This is a genomic window from Shewanella vaxholmensis, assembly GCF_031932135.1.
Taxonomy (GTDB): domain Bacteria; phylum Pseudomonadota; class Gammaproteobacteria; order Enterobacterales; family Shewanellaceae; genus Shewanella; species Shewanella hafniensis.
This window is the reverse complement of record NZ_JAUOEV010000021.1, coordinates 47,656-69,229: the sequence shown is the minus strand read 5'-3', so window position 1 is coordinate 69,229 and position 21,574 is coordinate 47,656. Positions and strand designations below refer to the sequence as shown.

Here is a 21,574-nt window from a genome sequence, read left to right as displayed (position 1 = left end):
CCGTGTTTAGTGGATGTTTCGACTTTTTGCTAAATTAAATCTTTAATTATTAATGCTATAGTACCCAGTGGCCGTAATATTCTCTCTTTCTGATCCGTCACTAGGTCGGAAGGCGAACGCTGTAGCGCATGATTCTTTTCAATCCATTTTTTAGGTTTGAAATCACCTATAATTTTCGTGGCGATGCCAAGTCAATTGGGGTAAAATGCGCGCGACCAGCGTGATTGCGATCGCATTTCTGTGATAAATCTGCGCTAGCTCAATGCAGTAGGTTTTGTTTAAAACCTAAGTATTTAGCAGGAACGCGGCGCATTGTCTTTCCTTCAAACGTAGTGCTTGTGGATATGATTACAATTAAGAAAGGATTGGAACTGCCTATAGCAGGCGGACCAGAGCAAGTTATCCATAATGGCCCAGCCATTAAACATGTAGCTACTTTGGGTGAAGAGTATATTGGCTTACGTCCAACGATGAAAATCAAAGTGGGCGATAAAGTACAAAAAGGCCAGGTTCTTTTTGAAGATAAGAAGAATTTAGGCGTTAAATATACGGCTTTAGCCAGTGGTACTATATTAGACATTAACCGGGGCGCCCAGCGTGTTCTGCAGTCTGTTGTCATTGCAGTGGAAGGAAACGAAAGCGTTGCCTTTGCTAAATATGATGCCACTGCACTCGATACGCTCGACTCGCAGTTAGTCCGTGACAATCTGATCGAATCAGGTTTATGGACTGCATTGCGTACTCGTCCTTTTAGCAAAGTTCCTGCTGTAGACTCTTCTGCTGCTGGTATTTTTGTAACCGCAATAGATACTCAACCTCTTGCCGCTGATCCCGTTGTGGTGATCCGTGAGCATAAAGAAGATTTTGCTAATGGTCTTAAGGTCTTAGCAAGACTTACTGACGGTAAAGTTTACCTTTGTAAAGCGCCTGGCGCTGATATTCCTGCCGCAAACGCCCAAGTTGAAGAATTTGCTGGTGTGCACCCTGCAGGATTAGTCGGTACTCATATTCACTTCTTATTGTCTGCCTCTGCAAAACGTACCGTTTGGCATATTGGTTACCAAGATGTAATAGCAATTGGTCAGCTATTTACGACGGGTGAACTCAATACCGAACGTGTTATTGCGATCGCAGGCCCTAAAGCGGCTAAGCCAAGACTCGTACGCACTGTTGTGGGCGCGAGTATGACTGAATTAACCGCAGGTGAAGCCTTAGATGGTAATGTTCGTCTGATTTCAGGCTCTGTTCTGAATGGTCGTACAGCCGTTGGCCCACAAGGGTATTTAGGTCGTTACCATGTTCAAGTAAGTCTGTTAGAAGAAGGTACAGAGAAAGAATTTTTAGGCTGGGTATTACCAGGCTCAGACAAATATTCTATCACCCGTGCATTCTTAGGACATCTTGCTCCTTCTCGTCTGTTCAGTATGACGACCAGTACAGGTGGTTCAGACCGCGCTATGGTGCCAATTGGTAACTATGAGCGTGTAATGCCATTGGACATTCTTCCTACTATGTTGTTGCGTGACTTGATTTCAGGTGACTTTGACGGTGCTGCTACGTTAGGCGCGTTAGAGTTAGATGAAGAAGATCTCGCACTGTGTACGTTCGTATGTCCAGGCAAGTATGACTACGGTTCATATCTGCGTGACTGTTTAGATACGATCGAGAGGGAAGGCTAATGAGCTTGAAAGATTTTTTCGAACGTATTGAACCCGACTTTGAAAAAGGCGGTAAATACGAAAAGTTTTATGCCCTATTCGAAGCGGCATACACAATTTTTTATACCCCAGGTAAAGTGAACAAGGGCAAAACCCACGTTCGCGATAACCTCGACCTAAAACGTATGATGATTACGGTTTGGGCTTGTGCTTTCCCAGCGATGTTCGTGGGTATGTACAACGTAGGTTTACAAGCTCAATTAGCTTTAGTGGCTGGTTTTGCTACCCCTGACGTATGGCAAGTGAGCTTGTTCAGCATGTTCGGTACCGAACTGACGGCAAACTCTGGCTGGCCTGCGCTAATGTGGTATGGCGCCTGTTTCTTCCTACCTATCTACGCGGTGACCTTCGCCGTCGGTGGTATCTGGGAAGTGCTGTTTGCCTCTATCCGCGGTCATGAAGTCAACGAAGGTTTCTTCGTTACCTCTATCCTGTTCGCTTTAACGCTGCCAGCAACTATCCCATTATGGATGGTGGCGCTGGGTATCACCTTCGGTGTGGTCGTGGCGAAAGAAGTGTTCGGTGGTACAGGGCGTAACTTCTTAAACCCAGCACTAGCGGGTCGTGCCTTCCTGTTCTTCGCTTATCCGTTGAACATGTCGGGTGATACCTCATGGGTTGTGGCTGACGGCTACTCAGGTGCGACTGCACTGAGCCAAGCTGCTGCGGGCACATTAGATTACGCAATTAACCAAAACTGGTGGGATTCGTTCTTCGGTTTCATTCCAGGTTCAGTGGGTGAAGTGTCTACATTAGCGATTCTGTTAGGTGGTTTGGTCATCATCTACACGCGTATCGCTTCATGGCGCATTGTTGGCGGTGTAATGGTCGGTATGATTGCCATTTCTACTCTGCTGAACGTTGTCGGTAGCGACACTAACCCAATGTTTGCAATGCCTTGGTACTGGCACTTAGTGTTAGGTGGTTTTGCGTTTGGCATGATGTTTATGGCGACAGACCCTGTGTCAGCGTCATTCACTAACCAAGCTAAATGGGCATACGGTATCTTGATCGGTGCAATGGCTGTGTTTATCCGCGTGATTAACCCTGCATTCCCTGAAGGCATGATGTTGGCAATTCTGTTTGCTAACTTGTTCGCGCCATTGTTCGACCACTTCGTGGTTCAGGCAAATATCAAGCGGAGGATTGCCCGTGGCTAGTAATAAAGATTCGTTCGGCAGAACCTTATTTATCGTCGTTGGCCTATGTCTGATTTGTGCGATATTTGTGTCTACTGCAGCAGTGTTACTGAGACCGACTCAAGCAGAAAATAAACTGCTCGATAAGCAAAAGTACATTCTGGAAGCCGCTGGTCTTATCGATACTAAAGCTGGCAAGGTCACCAAAGCGCAAATTCTGGATACTTACGGCAAACACATCGAAGCTAAATTGGTCGATTTAAAAACGGGTACTTGGGTTGATGGTGTTAATGCTGACACTTTTGATCAACGTAAAGCGTCTCGTGATGTGAAAACCTCATTTGTACCTGAGAACGACATTGCTTCAGTGAAACGTGTAGCGGATAACGCTGTGGTTTATCTTGTTCGTGATGAACAAGGCAAATTAACGAGTGTGATCCTGCCAATCCATGGTTATGGCCTTTGGTCTACTATGTATGCCTTCCTTGCTATGGATGCTGATCTAAACACAGTGCAAAGCTTAGTCTACTATGAGCAAGGCGAAACGCCGGGCTTAGGTGGCGAAGTGCAAAATGCTCAGTGGAAAGCGAAATGGCATGGCAAAAAGTTATTTGATGAGCAAGGTAACATTGCTATCAGCGTAACTAAAAACCCAGCTGTTGCTAGCACTGAATACGGTGTAGACGCATTATCTGGCGCAACCTTAACGAGTAACGGTGTGCAACATTCACTGACATTCTGGTTAGGGAAAGAAGGTTTTGCGAGTTTCATTGAAAAAGCACGCAATGGAGGTCTCAACTAATGTCTGACGCTAAAGAACTGAAACAGGTTCTGACCGGACCTATAGTCAACAACAACCCGATTGCTTTACAAGTACTTGGTGTATGTAGTGCATTAGCGGTAACGAGCAAGCTCGAAACTGCACTGGTAATGGCGTTGGCGTTAACTGCGGTAACCGCGTTTTCGAACCTGTTTATCTCAATGATCCGTAATCATATTCCAAGCAGTGTGCGTATTATCGTACAGATGACCATTATTGCCTCTTTGGTAATCGTGGTTGACCAATTGCTGCAGGCTTATGCTTATCAGATCTCTAAGCAGCTGTCGGTATTCGTCGGTCTGATTATTACGAACTGTATCGTAATGGGGCGCGCTGAAGCCTACGCGATGAAAACACCGCCAATGATGAGCTTTATGGATGGTATCGGTAACGGTTTAGGTTACGGTGCAATTCTGTTAGCTGTTGGCTTCGTACGTGAACTGTTTGGTAACGGTTCTCTGTTCGGTGTTGAAATCCTGCACAAGATCTCTGATGGCGGCTGGTACCAACCAAACGGTCTGCTACTACTGCCTCCGAGTGCGTTCTTCCTGATCGGTGTTTTGATTTGGATTATTCGTACCTATAAGCCAGAGCAAGTTGAAGCAAAAGGGTAAGTGCGATGGAACATTATATTAGCCTGTTAATTCGCTCTGTTTTCATTGAAAACATGGCACTGGCCTTCTTCCTAGGTATGTGTACTTTCTTGGCTGTGTCTAAGAAAGTCACTACAGCCATGGGCCTAGGGATTGCGGTAGTTGTAGTGTTAACTATCTCTGTCCCAGCAAACCAAGTTATATATCAAGGGCTGCTAGCTCCTGGTGCACTTGCTTGGGCTGGCGCACCTGAAGCTGACTTAAGCTTCTTGAAATTCATTACCTTTATCGGTGTGATTGCGGCTTTGGTTCAAATTCTGGAAATGGCACTGGACAAGTACTTTCCACCTTTGTACAACGCATTAGGTATTTTCTTACCTTTGATCACAGTGAACTGCGCGATTTTTGGTGCGGTATCATTCATGGTTGAGCGTGACTACAAGTTAGGCGAGAGTGTGGTGTTTGGTTTCGGCTCAGGAGTGGGTTGGGCATTAGCTATCGTATTGATGGCCGGTATCCGTGAGAAGCTGAAGTATGCCGACGTGCCTAACGGCCTACGTGGTTTAGGGATTACCTTTATCACCGCTGGTTTGATGGCCTTAGGTTTCATGTCGTTTTCTGGTGTGTCTCTGTAAGAGACACATAACGGCTTCTTGAATTGGACCTTCTAAGGATAAGTTAATGGATATTCTTGGTATTTTTAAATCTACTCCGCTCGAGGTTTACCTCGGTGTGAGTATGTTTACTGCTATTGTCCTCATCTTGGTATTAGTGATTTTATTCGCTAAGTCTAAGTTAGTGGCTAGTGGTGACATCACGATCGGCATTAATGACGATCCTGAAAAAGCGATTACAACCGGTGCGGGCGGTAAGTTGTTAGGCGTTTTGGCTAACAGCGGTATCTTCGTATCGAGTGCGTGTGGTGGCGGTGGCTCATGTGGCCAATGCCGCGTGGTGATTAAGTCTGGCGGCGGCGATATTCTGCCCACGGAACTTGACCACATCAGCAAAGGTGATGCCCGTAAAGGTTGTCGTCTTTCTTGTCAGGTTAACGTTAAGAACGATATGGAAATCGAGCTTGACGAAGAAATCTTCGGTATCAAGAAATGGGAATGTGAAGTTATCTCTAACGATAACAAAGCCACTTTCATTAAAGAACTGAAGCTGCAAATCCCTGATGGCGAATCTGTACCATTCCGTGCTGGCGGTTATATTCAAATCGAAGCACCTGCTCACCATGTTAAATATGCAGATTTCGATGTACCTGCACAATACCGTGGCGACTGGGAACACTTCGGTTTCTTCAATCTTGAATCTAAGGTTGATGAAGAAACTATCCGTGCATACTCAATGGCTAACTACCCAGAAGAGTTCGGTATTATTATGCTGAACGTGCGTATTGCTACGCCTCCACCACGTAACCTGACTCTGCCTTGCGGTAAGATGTCATCTTACATTTGGAGCTTAAAAGCTGGCGATAAAGTGACAATTTCTGGCCCATTCGGTGAATTCTTCGCGAAAGATACCGATGCAGAAATGGTGTTTATCGGCGGTGGTGCGGGTATGGCGCCAATGCGTTCGCACATCTTCGACCAACTGAAGCGTCTTCACTCTAAACGTAAGATGAGCTTCTGGTACGGTGCACGTTCTAAACGTGAAATGTTCTACGTAGAAGATTTCGACGGCCTTGCGGCTGAGAATGATAACTTCGTATGGCATGTGGCACTTTCAGATCCTCAACCAGAGGATAACTGGGATGGTTACACAGGTTTTATTCATAACGTATTGTATGAAAACTATCTGAAAAACCATGATGCACCAGAAGATTGTGAGTTCTACATGTGTGGACCTCCAATGATGAACGCTGCCGTAATTGGCATGTTGAAAAATCTTGGTGTCGAAGACGAAAACATCTTGTTGGATGACTTCGGCGGCTAATGTTCATTAGTCCTAGATAGAAAAGTTGCAGATGTTGAGGATAATCTCTCATCTGCAACTTTTGCATTTAAGGGCCCAAATAAGAGTAGTAGGTCACTATGTTTCAGACCTTAAAGATCAATATCTCAGTATTAAAGCATTCATTTAACTGGCTAGTCCTCGTAGGGCTGGCCTTTTTTGTTTCAGCCTGCTCAAAGCAGAACGAGGTCATTTCATTAGCGGGCAGCACTATGGGCACGACTTATCACATTAAAGTCGTGCCGAATGAGCAGATGCCGACGGCGCAATTACTTCAAGCGGAAATTGATTTAGCCCTTGAGCTAGTCAATGACCAGATGTCGACGTATCGGCCAAATTCAGAATTATCCCGTTTCAACCAATTGCCATTGGAGCAAAGCGTTGAAGTTTCAGCGGATACCATCAAAGTGGTGCAAGAGGGAATACGCTTATATCAAGTGACGGATAAGGCACTTGATATTACCTTAGGTCCTTTAGTTAACCTGTGGGGATTTGGTCCTGATAAGCGCCCAACTAAGGTTCCGACTCAGGCCGATATAGATGCGGCGAAAGCCAAAACCGGTATTAGTGAGCTTTCGATAGAAGGTCATCGTTTAAGTAAGCATAACGCGCATTTGTACGTAGACCTGTCATCAATCGCCAAAGGGTTTGGGGTTGATAAAGTCGCTTCTATTCTCGATAAATACCACGCGACTGGCTATTTAGTTGAAATTGGCGGTGAGCTGAGCATTAAAGGTGCTAAAGGCGATGGTAGCTCTTGGCGCGTTGCCATAGAGCAACCGACCGATGATGGCTCAGAAGCCGTACAGCAGGTTATCTCACCAGGGACTATGGCGATGGCGACCTCGGGCGATTATCGTAATTATTATGAGGAAGACGGCCAACGTTTTACCCATATAATTGATCCACGTACCGGTTTGCCAATCAATCATAAGCTAGCATCTGTGACCGTATTGCATCAGAATTGCATGACTGCCGATGGTTTTGCGACGGCTATGATGGTTTTAGGTACAGAAGCATCATTGGAGCTTGCCAAGAAGGAACACTTGGCGATAATGCTAATTGAAAAGCAAGGCGAAGGATTTAAAGTCTATTACAGTGACGCCTTCAAGCCTTTCCTTAAGTAGTTGGAGTTAACATGAGCACTTTTATCGCGGCATTTGTAGTTTTATTACTGTTTTTTTTGCTGATGTCGATAGGTTATCTCATCAAGCGCAAAGCCGTCGAGGGAAGCTGTGGCGGTTTAGGTGTTCTAGGGATTGAAAAAGCGTGTGATTGTGATGACCCTTGTGACAAACGTAAACGTCGTATGGCCGCTGAAGAAGCGCGCCGTGAGAAGTTAACCAAAGACCGTATTATTTAATATTCTCTCAATCGCCAGTTTCGACAATAGCCTCCTATCTGGAGGCTATTTTTTTGCATGAAACTTATCAAGCTATACCATCCAATTAAATTTATCCTTGGGTTATGAGGGAGATAGCGCGTTAATCTAAGCAGGAATGAGAATGCTTTTCATCATTAAGTTTGTGAAATATAAAGATAATTTGAGTTGATGGGTAAATTGTACTAGGCTAGAAGCTTGATTTAGATCAATCTTTTTCACGCTTACCAAGGATAGTAACTTATGAAAGGTCATCCTAAAGTGGTTGGGCAACTGAATCGGGTGCTTACCTGTGAGTTGACCGCCATCAATCAATATTTCCTCCATGCCCGCATGTTTAAACATTGGGGCTTAGAGAAACTCAATCACGTCGAATACAAAAAATCCATCCAAGATATGAAGCACGCCGATAAGCTCATCGAGCGCGTACTGTTTTTGGAAGGCCTACCAAATCTGCAGCAACTCGAGAAACTTCGTATTGGTGAACATAGCCAAGAAATGCTCGACTGCGATCTGGCCATGGTGCAAGAGCAGCTTACATTGCTGCGTGATGCGATTAGCCTATGTGAAGCCGAGCAAGACTATGTGAGCCGCGATCTGCTGGAAGACATTCTCGAAGACGAGGAAGAGCATTTAGATTGGCTTGAGTCGCAGCAAGAGCTCATTTTGCTAACCGGTATTCAAAATTATCTTCAATCGCAAATTAGCGACCAATAGGAGCGGGATATGAAAGGCGATAAAAACGTCATCGATGCGTTAAATCGACTCCTAACGGGAGAACTTTCGGCAATGGATCAATATTTTGTCCATGCCCACATGTACGAAGATTGGGGCTTGAATGAACTTTATGAGCGCATTGCCCATGAGTCCGATGATGAGAAAGCCCATGCGGCCAAATTAGTACAGCGCATTTTATTCCTCGAAGGAACGCCTAATGTTGCCGCCCGTGAGGCGTTGAACATAGGTAAAGATGTGGAAGAGATGCTGCGTAATGATCTCGCCTACGAGTACAAGGTCGCGGACGATTTACGCCAAGTCATTGCCCTGTGTGAGCAGAAGCAAGATTACCAGACCCGCGAAATCCTCGAAGTGTTACTCGACGATACTGAGTCGGACCACATGTATTGGCTCGAAAAACAACTCGGACTTATCGACCGTGTCGGGCTGCAAAACTACCTGCAAACTAAGATGTAATCGCTAAATCGAGATCAGCGAGGCTAACTCGCTGATCTTATTTCTACCGCTTCCTATTTTTCGAATCCCTATATAGTCTATCTGACTGTAAAACTTTGCCTCTACAAACTCATCCTCTGCAATCCGCCTTAAATTTAGCGAATCCTGTTATACGTTCAATATCCTTTCTTTACAAATACTTATTTACGTTTTTTATGGCGATTCCATCTGTTGTTAACAGGTAAAAATTGTTACCGTGTAAAACTATTTTTGCGAGCCATATTGTTAAGTTGTTGGTCAGCCAGACGGGAAGATTGATGGGATATATGAAACGTTCTCTAAGTTTGCAGTTAGTGGTTACTATCGATGGTGCGCTTGCTGTACTGCTTACCTTAGTCGCCGCTTTGTTGGTGACGAAAGAAAGTGATAACACGCGAAAGCAGGTCGATGCGGATATTTCGGCGTTAGTTGCCTTAAAAGCCAATGAGATTAGCGGTTACTTTATTGCTAAGGGCCAAGTGATCCATTCAGTGTTTGCCGAGCCGGGTTTAGTGAAGTGGTTTACTCAGTATCACGCCCGTGGCAGTCACCTCGCGGCTGATCGCCAGTACCAAGACATTATTGGTTACTTTAAGTCTTTCTCTGATCGCGATAGTGATGTTAAATCGGTGTTTTTTGGCTCGGCCAATACCTTCGAGTACTTTGACCTTAATGGCCGTTTTGATGGCGATCCAGATTACTACACCAACAAACGACCTTGGTGGCAGGAAGCGATCGATCAAGCCGGGCTCTTTGTTGGCGATCCAGCGGTCGATGCGAACGATGGTTCAATTTCTGCTACGGTTAAAACTCCTGTTTATGCGGCGAATGGTGAGCTGATTGGCATTGGCGGCATGGATATCTTGATTGATACCATTGGTAAATCCCTGCTGGCACCGATTAAATACCGTGATTTTGGCCAAGCTTTCTTAATGACAGACGAAGGCAAGCTAGTGTATTTCCCTGGTTTTTCCGAGCGTTTCCCGCCGGGCTCCTTGGCGAATCAAGTGGATACTCAGTTTAAGGACACATCAGGATTTTCGGCATTACGACAACAGATGCAAAGGGAAGCGCAAGGGTTTGCGAATGTTACATTTAATGGCGTTCCCCAGCGGGTGAGCTTTGTGACCGTGGGCGGCGATTATCCCAAACAAAAGTGGCACTTAGCCTTTATGTTGCCCCACGAAGTGATTGAAGCACCAGTGACCGCCGCGTTCTGGAATGCCAGTATGGTCGCCATAGGTATCATGCTGCTAATGGGCGTGACGGTATGGTTGATGTTGCTGCCCTTTAGACGCCAGTTAGCTAAGTTATTGGATGCGATGGAAGATATCGCCGAAGGTGACAGTGATTTATCAAAACGTATTCTGATGGATCGGGAAGATGAGTTAGGCAAACTTGGCGATGCCTTTAACCGCTTTGCCGAGAAAGTGCAGCACATGTTGTTGGATACGCGCAGCTTAACCCAAGAGGTTGGGACGTGCGTTATTGATGCGCGGCAGATTTGCGACTTAGCCGTGTCGTCGGTCTCATCGCAAAAGCAGCAGATAGATTCGGTTGCCACCGCCGCGACGCAAATGGCGCAAACCAGCCAAGAAATGGCTGTCAGTGCACAACGGGCGAATGATTTTGCCCAGAAGGCGCAAACTCAGGCCCACGACGGTACACAGATTGTTTCCCGTGCGACCGAAGGGATGAAAGCGCTGTCGCAACAAGTGATTGCGGCGGCGAAAGTGATTAAACACTTACGCAATAGCTCAGAGCAAATCGGTGAAGTCTTGAGCGTGATCCGTAACATTGCTGAGCAAACTAATCTATTGGCATTGAATGCGGCGATTGAAGCGGCGCGTGCGGGTGAGCAAGGCCGTGGCTTTGCTGTGGTGGCAGACGAAGTGCGCACGCTGGCATCGCGTACCCAAGATTCTACCGCTAACATTCAAGGTATTATTCACACCTTGCAACAAAGCGCATTGCAGGCCGAGCAAGTGATGGAATCGGGCGTTGAGCAAGCGAAAGCGGGGCAAGAGCTAACGACTCAGGTCGAAACCGCGTTGAATGATATTGCGACGGCGATTATGTCAATTCAGCAGCAAACGGTTGAAATAACCGTAGCAATCGATCAGCAAGCCGTGGCGGCCGAGGAAGTGGCGCTCAATGTCGATAATGTGCGGGGGTTGTCGGATCAGTCTTTGCTTTCGAGTCAGGACTTATCGCAAAGCTTGCAAGGCTTTGAGGATATGACCCGCGCACTTACTCGCAATATCGGCCAATTTAAGATTTAAGCATAAGTTGGTCAGTGAACTATTTGCTCACTGACCATCAGCTCAATCACGGCATCACTCATAGTGCACTCACAAAAGGAGCTTAGGCTTCTTTTAATTTTAGGTTTCCCGCCCGATCCCCGCTAAATTGATGATGAACACTTGATTACTGTTTTTATATACAGTATTTTGGCGTTGGAGGAATTCAACGTGCGAAAAATTATTCACATCGATATGGACTGCTATTTTGCGGCAGTGGAAATGCGCGACTTTCCCGAATACCGTGGCAAGCCTTTAGCTGTGGGCGGCAGCAGCGATCGTCGTGGTGTTATCAGCACTTGCAGTTACGAAGCGCGTAAATTCGGTGTGCGTTCGGCGATGGCGACCGCCTATGCCTTTAAGTTGTGTCCCGATCTCATTTTGGTTCCTGGGCGGATGCAGGTTTATAAAGATGTGTCGCTGCAAATTCGTGAAATCTTCTCCCGTTATACCCAATTGATTGAGCCGTTGTCCTTAGATGAAGCCTATTTAGACGTGAGTGAGTGCCAACAATATAAGGGCTCGGCGACCTTGATTGCGCAGGCCATTCGCCGCGATATCTTAGCCGAAACGGGGTTAACCGCTTCGGCTGGCATAGCACCAGTGAAGTTTTTAGCTAAGGTTGCCTCGGATCTGAATAAGCCAAATGGCCAATATGTGATTACCCCAGAGACACTCCCTGATTTTGTTAAAACCTTATCGCTACGTAAAATTCCCGGTGTTGGCAAAGTCACCGCCGAAAAGCTCTCCTCGCTTGGGCTCAATACCTGTGGTGATGTGCAAGCCTACTCTAAACCTGAGTTATTGGCGCGATTCGGAAAATTTGGTGGCGTCTTGATTGAGCGTTCCCAAGGCATCGATGAGCGGGGCATTTCCGCCGACAGGGAGCGTAAATCAGTGGGTGTTGAAACTACGCTGGCAAAGGATATTTATAGCCTAGAGCAGTGCCAACAAGTGATGCCGGGATTGATCCAAGAATTAGCCCTACGTTTGAGCCGCAGCGCTAAAGAGCGCAAAATTCACAAGCAAGTGGTCAAGCTCAAGTTTAATGATTTCAAGCAAACCACCATTGAGCATCGTAGTGATGAAGTCTCGATTGTGATGTTTTATGATCTACTCGCACAGGCGATGGCAAGGCAAGAGGGGCGCGGCATTCGTCTATTGGGTATTTCGGTAGGACTCGCCGATTCTATCCTCGCAGTGCCCGAAATCCCAAATGCCCAGACTCAGCTTGATTTAGCGCTCTAGCTGTTTACTGAGTCGATACGCCGCAGACTCACGCCTGAATGGCTCAATAAGCCTCGGGTGGATTTGCCAACATAAAATCAATTAACAGTCTGACCCGTAAGGGCAGGTTGTCCCGATCGCGATACATCAAGTAGGCTGTGCGCGGAATACCTTGCCATTCTGGCAGTATTTGAACGAGCTTGCCGCTTTGTATCTGTTCACTCGCCATGCTGATGGGTAATAGTCCAATACCGAGCCCCGCCACTACAGCCTGACTGGCGATCGCCATATCATCGACGGCTAATTTGATGTTACCTCTTGGCTCAAACTCGACATTTTGCCCAGTGCTTTTGTGCTGTAAACGCCACGTTTTTGTGGGCTTAGCGATGATAACCGGATGCAGATCCAGTTCTTCTATGGATTGCAGTGTATGCCACTGGATTGCCGGTGTGCTGGCGCAAAGCACAAAGCTAATCGTGGTGAGCGGCCTTGCAATCCAATCGGGATCTTTAGGTTCACCCACTCGAAAGGCGATATCGATGGCGTTTTCACTGACATCAATATTCATGTTCGACAGACTTAAATCGATATCAATATTGGGATAATGCCGTTGGAAGGCGTTGAGTGATTCACCCAGCCAGCGATAGGTTGTATTGATGGGCGCCGAGATCCGCAATTTGCCAACCGCTTGATGTTTATCCGCATGCAACTCACCGGATACCTGGTTTAACTCGATAAACAGCGGGCCGCAGAGTTCGAGATACCGCAGGCCTGTAGCGGTAAGGTTGACTCTATGGGCGTCTCTGTGCAGTAAACGCAGGCCTAATGATTGTTCTAACAGATTGATTCGACGGCTTAAGGTTGAAGGTGGAATGCCTAAGTGCTGCGCCGCGAGCTTAAAGCTCCCTTGTTGTGCCACCACCCAAAATAAGCGCATATCGTCTAAGGAATAATTAAGTTTCATATTTGGAATTTAAGCTCTCAATCTTGTTTGTTTTAATAATATATGAAACTTATAAACTAAGCTCAATCCCAATTACCTCCCTAGAGTCCGATATGAAATCCCATACACCTTACATAACATTCGTTTGTCTACTGATTTGCGTTTTTAGCTGGGGCAGCGTGTTTCCCATTGCTAAGCGAGTGCTGGAGGAGATGTCAGGGGAATCCCTCGTATTCTGGCGTTTTACCATTGCGGCTGTGACTCTAGCGTTATATATCGCTTTTACTCGTCAGGCTTGGCCCAAATTGAGTTTGGCGCAATATATTGTCATAGCGCTAGTAGGCGTGATTGGTGTGGGCGGCTTAAATCTGGCGTTATTTAATGGCCTGCAGCATACCTCTGCCGCCAATGGTGCCTTGATTATGGCGCTTAGCCCGCTGGTGACTTCAATTGTCAATGCGCTATTACAGCGTGAATGGCTCAGCAGACAACAAGTGTTCAGCTTAGTGGGCGGTTTGGCGGGCGTATTGCTAGTGATCACTAACGGCAGTGTGCAGCAATTACTCAACTTTAGTTTTAACCAAGGTGATGTGATGATTGCCGCCGGCATGTTGGCGTGGAGTGGTTATACCATTTGTTCGCAATGGGTCGGCCATTGGTTGCCTGTGTTGCCCTTTACCTTGCTGAGTATGATAGCTGCCAGTGTGTCTATGTCCGTGGTTGGGCTTGGCCGAGGTGAGTTTCATCCTTGGCAGGAGTTGATTGGACTGTCGACGACGGCTTTGTCTAGCGTGCTCTACATAGGTTTGTTCGCCACTGTGCTCGGTTATCTGTTTTGGATTAACGGCGTTAAGGCGCTTGGTCCCGCTAAGGCATCGGTCTTTTTTAATCTCGTGCCCGTTTTTGCGGCATTAACGGCGTTAGCCATGGGGCAGGCGGTAACGGAAATTCAATTGGTGGGTATGCTGATAGTAATCCTTGCGTTGATGTTACCTATGTTAGTCAACCTACGCGCGGCAAGAGGCTTAGTGGTTAAGCGCTGCTAATCTATGCTAGCTTTGCTGTTTAAATATAAGGGAGCACCTGAATTCAGATCATCACTGCGACAGGTTTATGCTCCCTTATTCGGTAGAGGGGACTTTTCAAACATCACTGATTTACAAAAGGTAACTTATATAAAAACTTTCACTCTCGACAAATTACAGTTTAAAACGACTGACCAGCGCCGTGAGGTTACCCGCCATTGACGAGAGTTGTACGCTTGCGGCGTAGATTTCATCAGTGTTGCGTAAACTGTCTTCCGACTGTTCGGCAATGTGTTGAATATTTTGATGACTCTCATTGGCCATAGTGGTTTGCGCTTTGGCAGCGAGGGCGATTTGACTATTCATCTCGCTGATCTGGCTCACCATTTCTGCAATATGTGCTAGGGCTTCACCGGCATTACTGGCGGCTTCGACGCTCGAAATGGCCTTTTCATTACCAATATTAATTGCCGCCACAGCGCTTTGGGTGCCATTTTGCACATTGGCGATCATCAATTTAATTTCTTCGGTGGATTGGTGGGTCTTAGAGGCGAGGGAGCGCACTTCATCGGCAACCACAGCAAAGCCGCGTCCTTGCTCGCCCGCTCGCGCCGCTTCAATTGCTGCGTTAAGGGCTAATAGATTGGTCTGTTCGGCAATAGATTGGATCACCTCAAGTACGCGGCCGATATGTTGGCCTTCTTGTTCGAGTTTGTTGATTTGCATTTCTGCCGAGCCTACATCCCCCGCAAGTTCTCGAATTACATTGATGGTTTTTTTCACTCTTTCTTGGCCATCTGCGGTAAAGATATCGGCTTGTTTCGCGGCATCGGCGGCATGACTGGCACTGACTGACACTTCTTGCACAGAGGCAGCAATGTGATCACTGGCATCGGCGATTCTGTGGGTGGCCGCCTGTTGATCCATCAAGGTATGTTTTGCCGTGGCGCTGGTTTTGGCTAGTCCTTCGGCGGCGACATTAAGCTCCGAAGTAGATTGTTTAAACTGCGAGATAATGCCATGTAAGTTATCGAGAAAATGATTAAAGGCATTGGCAAGGTCGCCCAGTTCATCCTTAGAGGTTAGCTGGACCCGCTCGGTCAAATCACCATCACCATCGGTAATATCGTGGATTTTCGCCAGCAAAACTGCGAGCGGCTTACTGATGAGTTTAGGCAAGGCAACGATGAACAGAATGCAGATCAGGATACTAATCGTTAAAGCAATTAACTGCATCTGCTGCCCACGATAGGCGTCATCATCCACTTGGGTGACGGCTGCTGCCGTGTTGCTGTTTAAGTCATCGATCAGCTGATTAATATTTTGATGCAACTGCTCGAATTGCGTCGCTGCTTGGCCAAAACTCAGATCAATGGCGGTCGTGCGACCGTTACGGCCATTTTGGGTGCGCTGATTGCTGATTTCAGAAGTGGTGGTACTCCACGCCTCGAAACTGCGATTTAATTCATTGAGTTTTTCTTTTGCGAGGGGACTAGTGGTCACCTCGGAAAACTGATTAAGGTGTTCTTTGACCAGAGATATACTATTAGTGTGCTGTTTTAGAAGGCTATTATAGGAGTCCGTGCCGACGTTAACGAACATCAGGCTACGTTCGGCGACTTGCGCTTGGTAAAGCTCTTTATCAGCTTGCAGCAGTTCAGATTGGCTCGGTAAGTATTCGAGTGCGAGCGTATTTGCGCTGTTATTTAATGCTTTAAGCCCTAAGATGCCAGTTGAAGAGGCGAAGATGACAACGCCAGCGAGTAGCAGACTCGGGTAAGTCAGTTTCTGGTTAACGGAAAGATCTTTATACCATTCCATAGTCACGCCCTCCTTGATTGATGCACTGAAAGGTGAGGGCCGCGATAACCACTGAATAAAAGCGGATGCGGCCCATCACTGGCGTTCTCTGGCAATTAGAGTCCGAATTGATCGAGGTTGATCCCTATGGTGATAGCACCAATTGCGGCATCGCCATCCATGACGGGTATCGAAATTTGTACCAGATAAGCTTGGGAGCTAGTGTCAAATTTGACTGGACCTATGTGCTTATCGCCTTTGCCATTGGCGAAGGATTTTTGCCATTTATCTTCGTCACCCTGCCAGTAGTCTGAGGTTTTACTGGTCATGGCGACGTTAGCACCTTGATTATCCATGAGAAAAATTTCTTGGTAGTAAGGTTGGCTGGCTTCGAAGGTGGTGAGAAACTTGGCCGCTTCGTTGTTCATCAAGGACGACATAAAATCATCAATCCCAGCGGTGGCGATCCATTTTTCATCTAATGTTTTGATCGAATCTAAACTTTTGCCTTGAGCATTTTGCGCTTTAACGGCATTCACCAGCACCACTTCTTTACCTAATGGCATCAGTGAATCGGCTAGATCGATAACGGCTTGGGGGACTTCTTCGGCGAAACTGAGGTTACTGCTGAGCAGTAGTGCGGCGGCTGACAAGATTTTACCAAATTTCATGATCTCTATTCCTTAAGGTCACAGTATTGAAGGGGAAAGCGGCTATCTCTAAAAGCGCGACAAGCAAAAATACGTTCGGGTTAGACAGAACAACTATAGTAGAAAATTCAAGTTATTCAGTTCTTTCATAAAAATTTTATCAATGGCATTTCTGCACACAAATAGAAGGCGCGATAAAAAATAAGGCCACATCTGACTTGAGCAGATGTGGCCTTGAATTAGGTGCCAATTGAGTGAGCTAGGCTAACATTCGGGCGTTACGCCTTAACTGGAATACGCTCGAGTACGGCTAATAATAAGGTCCAGTATTGACCGACTGTGGTGATGTTCACCATCTCATCTGGGCCGTGCGGATAACGAATCGTAGGGCCAATCGAGACCATATCCATGTCTGGATAAGGTTTCTTGAATAGACCACACTCAAGACCCGCATGGATCACCATGATCACTGGCTCTTTTTGGTAAATGTCTTGATAGGTTTCGCGTACTATCGCCATCACAGGTGAGCTGTTATCTGGTTTCCAACCTGGGTAAGCGCCGCTTAAATCGATATCGGCTCCGGCTAAGTTAGTTAATGCAGTTAACATGCCTTCGACTTGAGTTCGACCAGAATCAATCAGTGAGCGAATAAGACACAGTATAGTGACTTGTTCATCGTCAGTGCTGATGACGCCAACGTTGAGTGAGGTTTCAGTCACACCTTCGACTTCATCGCTCATGCGGATCACGCCATTCGGGCACACATGCAGCAAATCGATCAGAGTATTTTGGCTGTTTTCGCTCATCACACGTTTTGGCGTGGGGATAGTGTTTAACACTAAGCGCATATCAGGATCGGCAATGGCGAGTTCTGTACGGATAAGCGCTTCAAACTCAGCGACTTTTTCGTTTAAGGCACTGACGTTTTCTTCAGGCAACATAAAGCTGATGTTGGCTTCACGTGGGATCGCATTACGCAATGAACCGCCGCTAAATTGGGTCAGCTCTAGCGCTAACTCATCGGCATTTTCAAAAAGGAAACGCGCTAATAACTTGTTGGCGTTGCCACGACCTAAGTGAATGTTCACCCCAGAGTGGCCGCCTTTTAAGCCAGATAAATGCAGGCTAAAGGCCGAGTAACTTTGTTCAGACGCTTGCCACACCATAGGCAGGGTAATTTGAGCATCGACGCCACCGGCGCAGCCCATGTAAATTTCACCCTCTTGCTCAGAGTCTGTGTTGATCAGGATCTCTGCATCTAACATGCCCGCTTGTAAACCAAAAGCACCCGTCATGCCGGCTTCTTCATCGATCGTCAGTAGCACTTCTAATGGACCGTGCTTGATATCATCTGAGCCCAAAATGGCCAGCGCCGATGCCATGCCGATACCGTTATCTGAACCTAAGGTTGTACCCTTGGCTTTAACCCAATCGCCATCAACATAGGCTTCGATAGGATCTTTAGTAAAATCATGCACTTTGTCGGCATTCTTCTGCGGCACCATATCGATATGGGCTTGAATGACCACGATTTTACGATCTTCCATTCCGGGCGTAGCTGGTTTGCGGATGATCAAGTTGCCAACGGCATCTTCAACGACGGCAAGTTGTTTGCTTTTAGCCCACGCTTGAATGTGCTGGCTTAAAGCTTGCTCATGCTTAGATGGGTGGGGAATCGCGCAGATTTGTTCAAACCATTGCCATAATGGCTGTGGGTATAACTGACTTAACGCTGTCACTAGAGTGTCCCTCATAAGGTCTTGTGGGTATAGGGCAAATTTGCGGCCATTCTAGCACATTCTGTGCAACCAATTAATCTCAGGATCTCAGGCTTTTGTTACGCTGGCAGCCAAAGTTTCCAGTTCGGACTTTTCAGGGGGGGCTCGATACCACTTTTAGATTGGTAATTAGGCGATAGAGCGGGAATAATGCAGGCACAATAATGAAAAAGGATGGGTCATGTTTCAAGTTAACTTCGTTGATGTAAAAGCAGAAAATGCCATTTTTGATGGCGAAGGCTGGGATGCGGTTGTGGTGGTAACGCCCGATCTGGATGCTATCGGTTTTGATGAGATAGGTTTATTGGCCAAGCACGGTGCCCACGTGGATAAGCGCGTGGGTAAGAGCCCGACATTACTGTTCGCCCCAGGGCTTGCAGGAGGGCGTTTGATCATTGCGCCTGTCACCCAAGTGAACGATGAGTATGTGGACGTGCGAGTCTATGCCGATGCTGCAAGGGCGGCGATTGCCATTGCAAAAGAGGCGGGTGCAAAACGTCCGCTGTTATATGTAGTGCCATCGAAGGACTCACGTTTTAGTTTTGCCGCTGAAGTCGCAGCTTTAGCCTGCGGTCAAGAGCTGTGGCAAACCTTAGAGCTACGTGAAGCGACTGGCTTAACGCCTGCATTTGAGGCCATAGGGTTATTATCCTTATCAACCCATAACAGCAATTTGCTCAATGCCTTAGAAGCGGGCCGTGTACTAGCACGGGATTTATGTGGTACTGAACCTGAGCGCATGTCGGCTAAAGCCTTTGCTGACTATTGTCTGCAATCCTTAGCGGGCAGCGTGATCAAAACCGCAGTGGTAGAAGACAGAGATATTTTAGAGCGTGACTATCCGCTGCTCAGTGCAGTAGCGCGTTCCTCTTTTGCCGTCGGTCGTCATCAACCTCGGGTGGTGAAATTAGAATATCTGCCAGAGGGTGAAGTGACTCGCACTTTCCTGTTCGCGGGTAAGGGCGTGATTTACGATACCGGCGGCGCCGATCTGAAAGTCGGCGGTTCTATGGCGGGCATGAGCCGTGATAAAGGCGGCGCTTCTGCTGTGGCTGGGCTATTCAAAACCCTGTCAATGCTCAAGCCTAAGGGAATTCGCGTGATTGCCGAGTTAGGTTTAGTGCGTAATAGCATAGGCAGCGAAGCCTTCGTGACCGATGAAATCATCACCAGTCATGCGGGTGTGCGAGTGCGTATTGGTAATACGGATGCCGAAGGGCGCTTAGTGCTGGCGGATTTACTGAGCCATCTGCGTATCAAAGCCGTGTCGGCAGTGAAGCCTGAAATGTTTTCGGTAGCAACACTCACGGGTCATGTTGTGCGTTGTTATGGCAGTTATCCTGCGGCGGTGGAAAACTCTGTGGCGAGTGCGCAGCAATGCGCCGTGACTTTACAACAGCAGGCGACTCAATGGGGTGAACCCTTTGAAGTGTCTACACTGCGTCCTGAAGACTTTGCGAAAATCCGCGATGTGTCAGGCGCTGCTGAAATGTTATCTTCAAATAATGCCCCATCATCGATTACCGCGCGTGGGCATCAATATCCTGCGGCGTTTTTGCTGAAAGCGTCTGGGCTATTTGACCATGGTGTAACAGCCCCAATTCCCTTAGCTTATATGCACTTAGATATCGCAGGCAGTGCGACAGAAGGTGATCCGCTCTACGGCAAACCTACGGCCAGTCCGCTGGTGGGCTTGTATCAATATCTGATCAATCGCTAACGGGTAGGGCGTGTTGACGTTTCAGGGTTATTTTTGCAGCGAGTTGGCTGGCTTTTATGCAAGGTAATGCCAGCCAAACGCTGCCCGAAGGGTTCGTCTGGCAAGCTCTTGCTCTTTGTCACTCGTCATTTGAGTAGAATAACTACACGTCACTCCTCGTTTCGCGATCACGAGCTTGCCAGAGCGAACAAAATTTAATCTCGAAACGTCAACACGCCCTAGTAACAAAAAGAAATAATTCTGTAATATCTTACTTATTAGATGGTTACAGGGTTATTTCTGTTTTTATGTGAAGCAGATCGCCATTAACCTTACTATAATTGTGTAATTTAATTACATTAAAAAGCCTTAATTAAAAAAATTACAAATAAAGGTTGTAATAAAACTACAAAACCATATAATTGCTTTCGTGGATTAGGCGCTATGCCTTTCCTCTCTAGTCTATCCAGGATGGATATTTTTCTCCAAGGACCTGAGTGACAAGTCGTCTCAACGGATATGAGAATCTCTAGTTCCAGGGAACCGAGCCAAGCTTCACTAGAGTACTTAATCACAACTAATTTAGGAGTATTGACTATGTCTTATACAGGCAACAACCATTTTTATTGGCAGAACACTTGGTTTAACACTGATGTTTTGCGTGGCGGTTTATTCGCCATGAGCTTTAAGGCTTAACCCTCCTTAAAGTTTAGTTTCCATCATCCATCAACCTTTGTATCGCCTTTTTTGGCGTGTTTAGACTCAAGTAGCATATCGATGTTTTTGCATGGATATGCCAGGTTTTTCCCGCTAGCGCGGTAATGTACTTCCCCGAAAGGGACGCTTGAAATATGTCTTTGCCTGCTCATTGAGCAGGCTTTTTTTTGCCTTTTTTTCGCTTAAGCCTGTAACTGTTTTACCTGATAGTAATGAGCATAAACTGTTTGTGTCAGAAGTGGTAAAGCACATATTACCAGCCCTCACGCTTAATCTCCTCCTCAGAGGTGAGGGATTGCTTCTTTAATAAATGTGGCATTGAGATTACTGGAGAAGAGGTTGAAGTGTATGTTGAGCCTGCGCCACTCTGGGATTATTGGTATGCACTGGGTGATCCTAAAAAATTCCAAGTGATCCTTTCATGCGCTATGTAAACGCTATTCGATGAAGTAGTTTGCTCAGGTGATAGCATTACCAATGCTAATAAATACAAACTTAACTAAGTTGCTAAGCGCTAACTGACTCCGCATATTTATCATTTTATTGAACCGCACAGTCATGGCGAGGTTTCCATCATTTGCGTTCAGAATAAATCACTCGGCCGTTTACCGAATGA

General features: G+C 46.6%; 18 protein-coding genes. 14 read left to right on the top strand and 4 right to left on the bottom strand.

Annotated features, from left to right (window positions below; all coding sequences use genetic code 11):
• Nucleotides 1-344 precede the first annotated feature (344 nt).
• The 12 genes from Q4Q46_RS16860 to dinB all read left to right on the top strand — a co-directional run bounded on the left by Q4Q46_RS16860 (nt 345) and on the right by dinB (nt 12,367).
• Entirely contained in the window at nt 345-1,679 is a 1,335-nt protein-coding gene (locus Q4Q46_RS16860; protein ID WP_006083937.1) for a Na(+)-translocating NADH-quinone reductase subunit A, read from the top strand.
• On the top strand, nt 1,679-2,878 hold the full coding sequence (locus Q4Q46_RS16855) for an NADH:ubiquinone reductase (Na(+)-transporting) subunit B (protein ID WP_006080463.1): 1,200 nt from the start codon (nt 1,679-1,681) through the stop codon (nt 2,876-2,878). Before Q4Q46_RS16860 ends, Q4Q46_RS16855 begins: the two co-directional genes overlap by 1 nt.
• Nucleotides 2,871-3,659 carry a Na(+)-translocating NADH-quinone reductase subunit C gene (locus tag Q4Q46_RS16850; RefSeq protein ID WP_311906542.1) on the top strand — a complete coding sequence of 263 codons (789 nt, stop codon included), beginning with the start codon at nt 2,871-2,873 and terminating at the stop codon, nt 3,657-3,659. Before Q4Q46_RS16855 ends, Q4Q46_RS16850 begins: the two co-directional genes overlap by 8 nt.
• Nucleotides 3,659-4,291 carry an NADH:ubiquinone reductase (Na(+)-transporting) subunit D gene (locus Q4Q46_RS16845; protein WP_006080467.1) on the top strand — a complete coding sequence of 211 codons (633 nt, stop codon included), beginning with the start codon at nt 3,659-3,661 and terminating at the stop codon, nt 4,289-4,291. The genes Q4Q46_RS16850 and Q4Q46_RS16845 overlap by 1 nt, the downstream gene beginning before the upstream one ends.
• A gap of 5 nt (nt 4,292-4,296) precedes the next feature.
• Complete coding sequence (gene nqrE, locus Q4Q46_RS16840) at nt 4,297-4,905, top strand: NADH:ubiquinone reductase (Na(+)-transporting) subunit E (protein WP_006080469.1); 609 nt, start codon at nt 4,297-4,299, stop codon at nt 4,903-4,905.
• Nucleotides 4,906-4,951: 46 nt separating this feature from the next.
• Nucleotides 4,952-6,208, top strand: a complete 1,257-nt coding sequence (gene nqrF / locus Q4Q46_RS16835; RefSeq protein ID WP_006083934.1) for an NADH:ubiquinone reductase (Na(+)-transporting) subunit F — start codon at nt 4,952-4,954, stop codon at nt 6,206-6,208.
• A 98-nt stretch (nt 6,209-6,306) separates the two neighbouring features.
• Nucleotides 6,307-7,353: an FAD:protein FMN transferase gene (locus tag Q4Q46_RS16830; protein WP_311889855.1), complete on the top strand. Its 1,047-nt coding sequence runs from the start codon at nt 6,307-6,309 to the stop codon at nt 7,351-7,353.
• Nucleotides 7,354-7,364: 11 nt separating this feature from the next.
• Nucleotides 7,365-7,589, top strand: a complete 225-nt coding sequence (gene nqrM / locus Q4Q46_RS16825; RefSeq protein WP_063884096.1) for a (Na+)-NQR maturation NqrM — start codon at nt 7,365-7,367, stop codon at nt 7,587-7,589.
• Between the two features lie 261 nt (nt 7,590-7,850).
• Nucleotides 7,851-8,324, top strand: a complete 474-nt coding sequence (gene bfr, locus Q4Q46_RS16820) for a bacterioferritin (RefSeq protein ID WP_311906541.1) — start codon at nt 7,851-7,853, stop codon at nt 8,322-8,324.
• Between the two features lie 9 nt (nt 8,325-8,333).
• Nucleotides 8,334-8,801, top strand: coding sequence for a bacterioferritin (gene bfr / locus Q4Q46_RS16815; RefSeq protein WP_311906540.1), 468 nt, complete (start codon nt 8,334-8,336; stop codon nt 8,799-8,801).
• 296 nt (nt 8,802-9,097) lie between these two features.
• Nucleotides 9,098-11,101, top strand: a complete 2,004-nt coding sequence (locus Q4Q46_RS16810) for a methyl-accepting chemotaxis protein (protein ID WP_311906539.1) — start codon at nt 9,098-9,100, stop codon at nt 11,099-11,101.
• Nucleotides 11,102-11,290: 189 nt separating this feature from the next.
• On the top strand, nt 11,291-12,367 hold the full coding sequence (dinB, locus tag Q4Q46_RS16805; RefSeq protein WP_259573136.1) for a DNA polymerase IV: 1,077 nt from the start codon (nt 11,291-11,293) through the stop codon (nt 12,365-12,367).
• Between the two features lie 43 nt (nt 12,368-12,410).
• Here the strand turns inward: dinB and Q4Q46_RS16800 are convergent, their stop codons facing one another.
• Nucleotides 12,411-13,310: a LysR family transcriptional regulator gene (locus Q4Q46_RS16800; RefSeq protein WP_311906537.1), complete on the bottom strand. Its 900-nt coding sequence runs from the start codon at nt 13,308-13,310 to the stop codon at nt 12,411-12,413.
• Nucleotides 13,311-13,402: 92 nt separating this feature from the next.
• Here Q4Q46_RS16800 and Q4Q46_RS16795 point away from each other — a divergent pair, with 92 nt between their 5' ends.
• On the top strand, nt 13,403-14,335 hold the full coding sequence (locus Q4Q46_RS16795; protein WP_311906536.1) for a DMT family transporter: 933 nt from the start codon (nt 13,403-13,405) through the stop codon (nt 14,333-14,335).
• 153 nt (nt 14,336-14,488) lie between these two features.
• Here Q4Q46_RS16795 and Q4Q46_RS16790 read toward each other — a convergent pair whose 3' ends face one another.
• The 3 genes from Q4Q46_RS16790 to Q4Q46_RS16780 all read right to left on the bottom strand — a co-directional run bounded on the left by Q4Q46_RS16790 (nt 14,489) and on the right by Q4Q46_RS16780 (nt 18,503).
• A complete protein-coding gene (locus tag Q4Q46_RS16790) occupies nt 14,489-16,135 on the bottom strand; it encodes a methyl-accepting chemotaxis protein (RefSeq protein ID WP_311906535.1) in 1,647 nt (548 codons plus the stop codon).
• A 95-nt stretch (nt 16,136-16,230) separates the two neighbouring features.
• Nucleotides 16,231-16,785, bottom strand: a complete 555-nt coding sequence (locus tag Q4Q46_RS16785) for a cache domain-containing protein (RefSeq protein WP_006080485.1) — start codon at nt 16,783-16,785, stop codon at nt 16,231-16,233.
• Between the two features lie 257 nt (nt 16,786-17,042).
• Nucleotides 17,043-18,503, bottom strand: coding sequence for an aminoacyl-histidine dipeptidase (locus Q4Q46_RS16780; RefSeq protein ID WP_311906534.1), 1,461 nt, complete (start codon nt 18,501-18,503; stop codon nt 17,043-17,045).
• Nucleotides 18,504-18,723: 220 nt separating this feature from the next.
• Between Q4Q46_RS16780 and Q4Q46_RS16775 the strand changes: the two genes are divergently transcribed.
• Nucleotides 18,724-20,262 carry a M17 family metallopeptidase gene (locus tag Q4Q46_RS16775; RefSeq protein WP_311889864.1) on the top strand — a complete coding sequence of 513 codons (1,539 nt, stop codon included), beginning with the start codon at nt 18,724-18,726 and terminating at the stop codon, nt 20,260-20,262.
• Nucleotides 20,263-21,574: the final 1,312 nt, after the last annotated feature.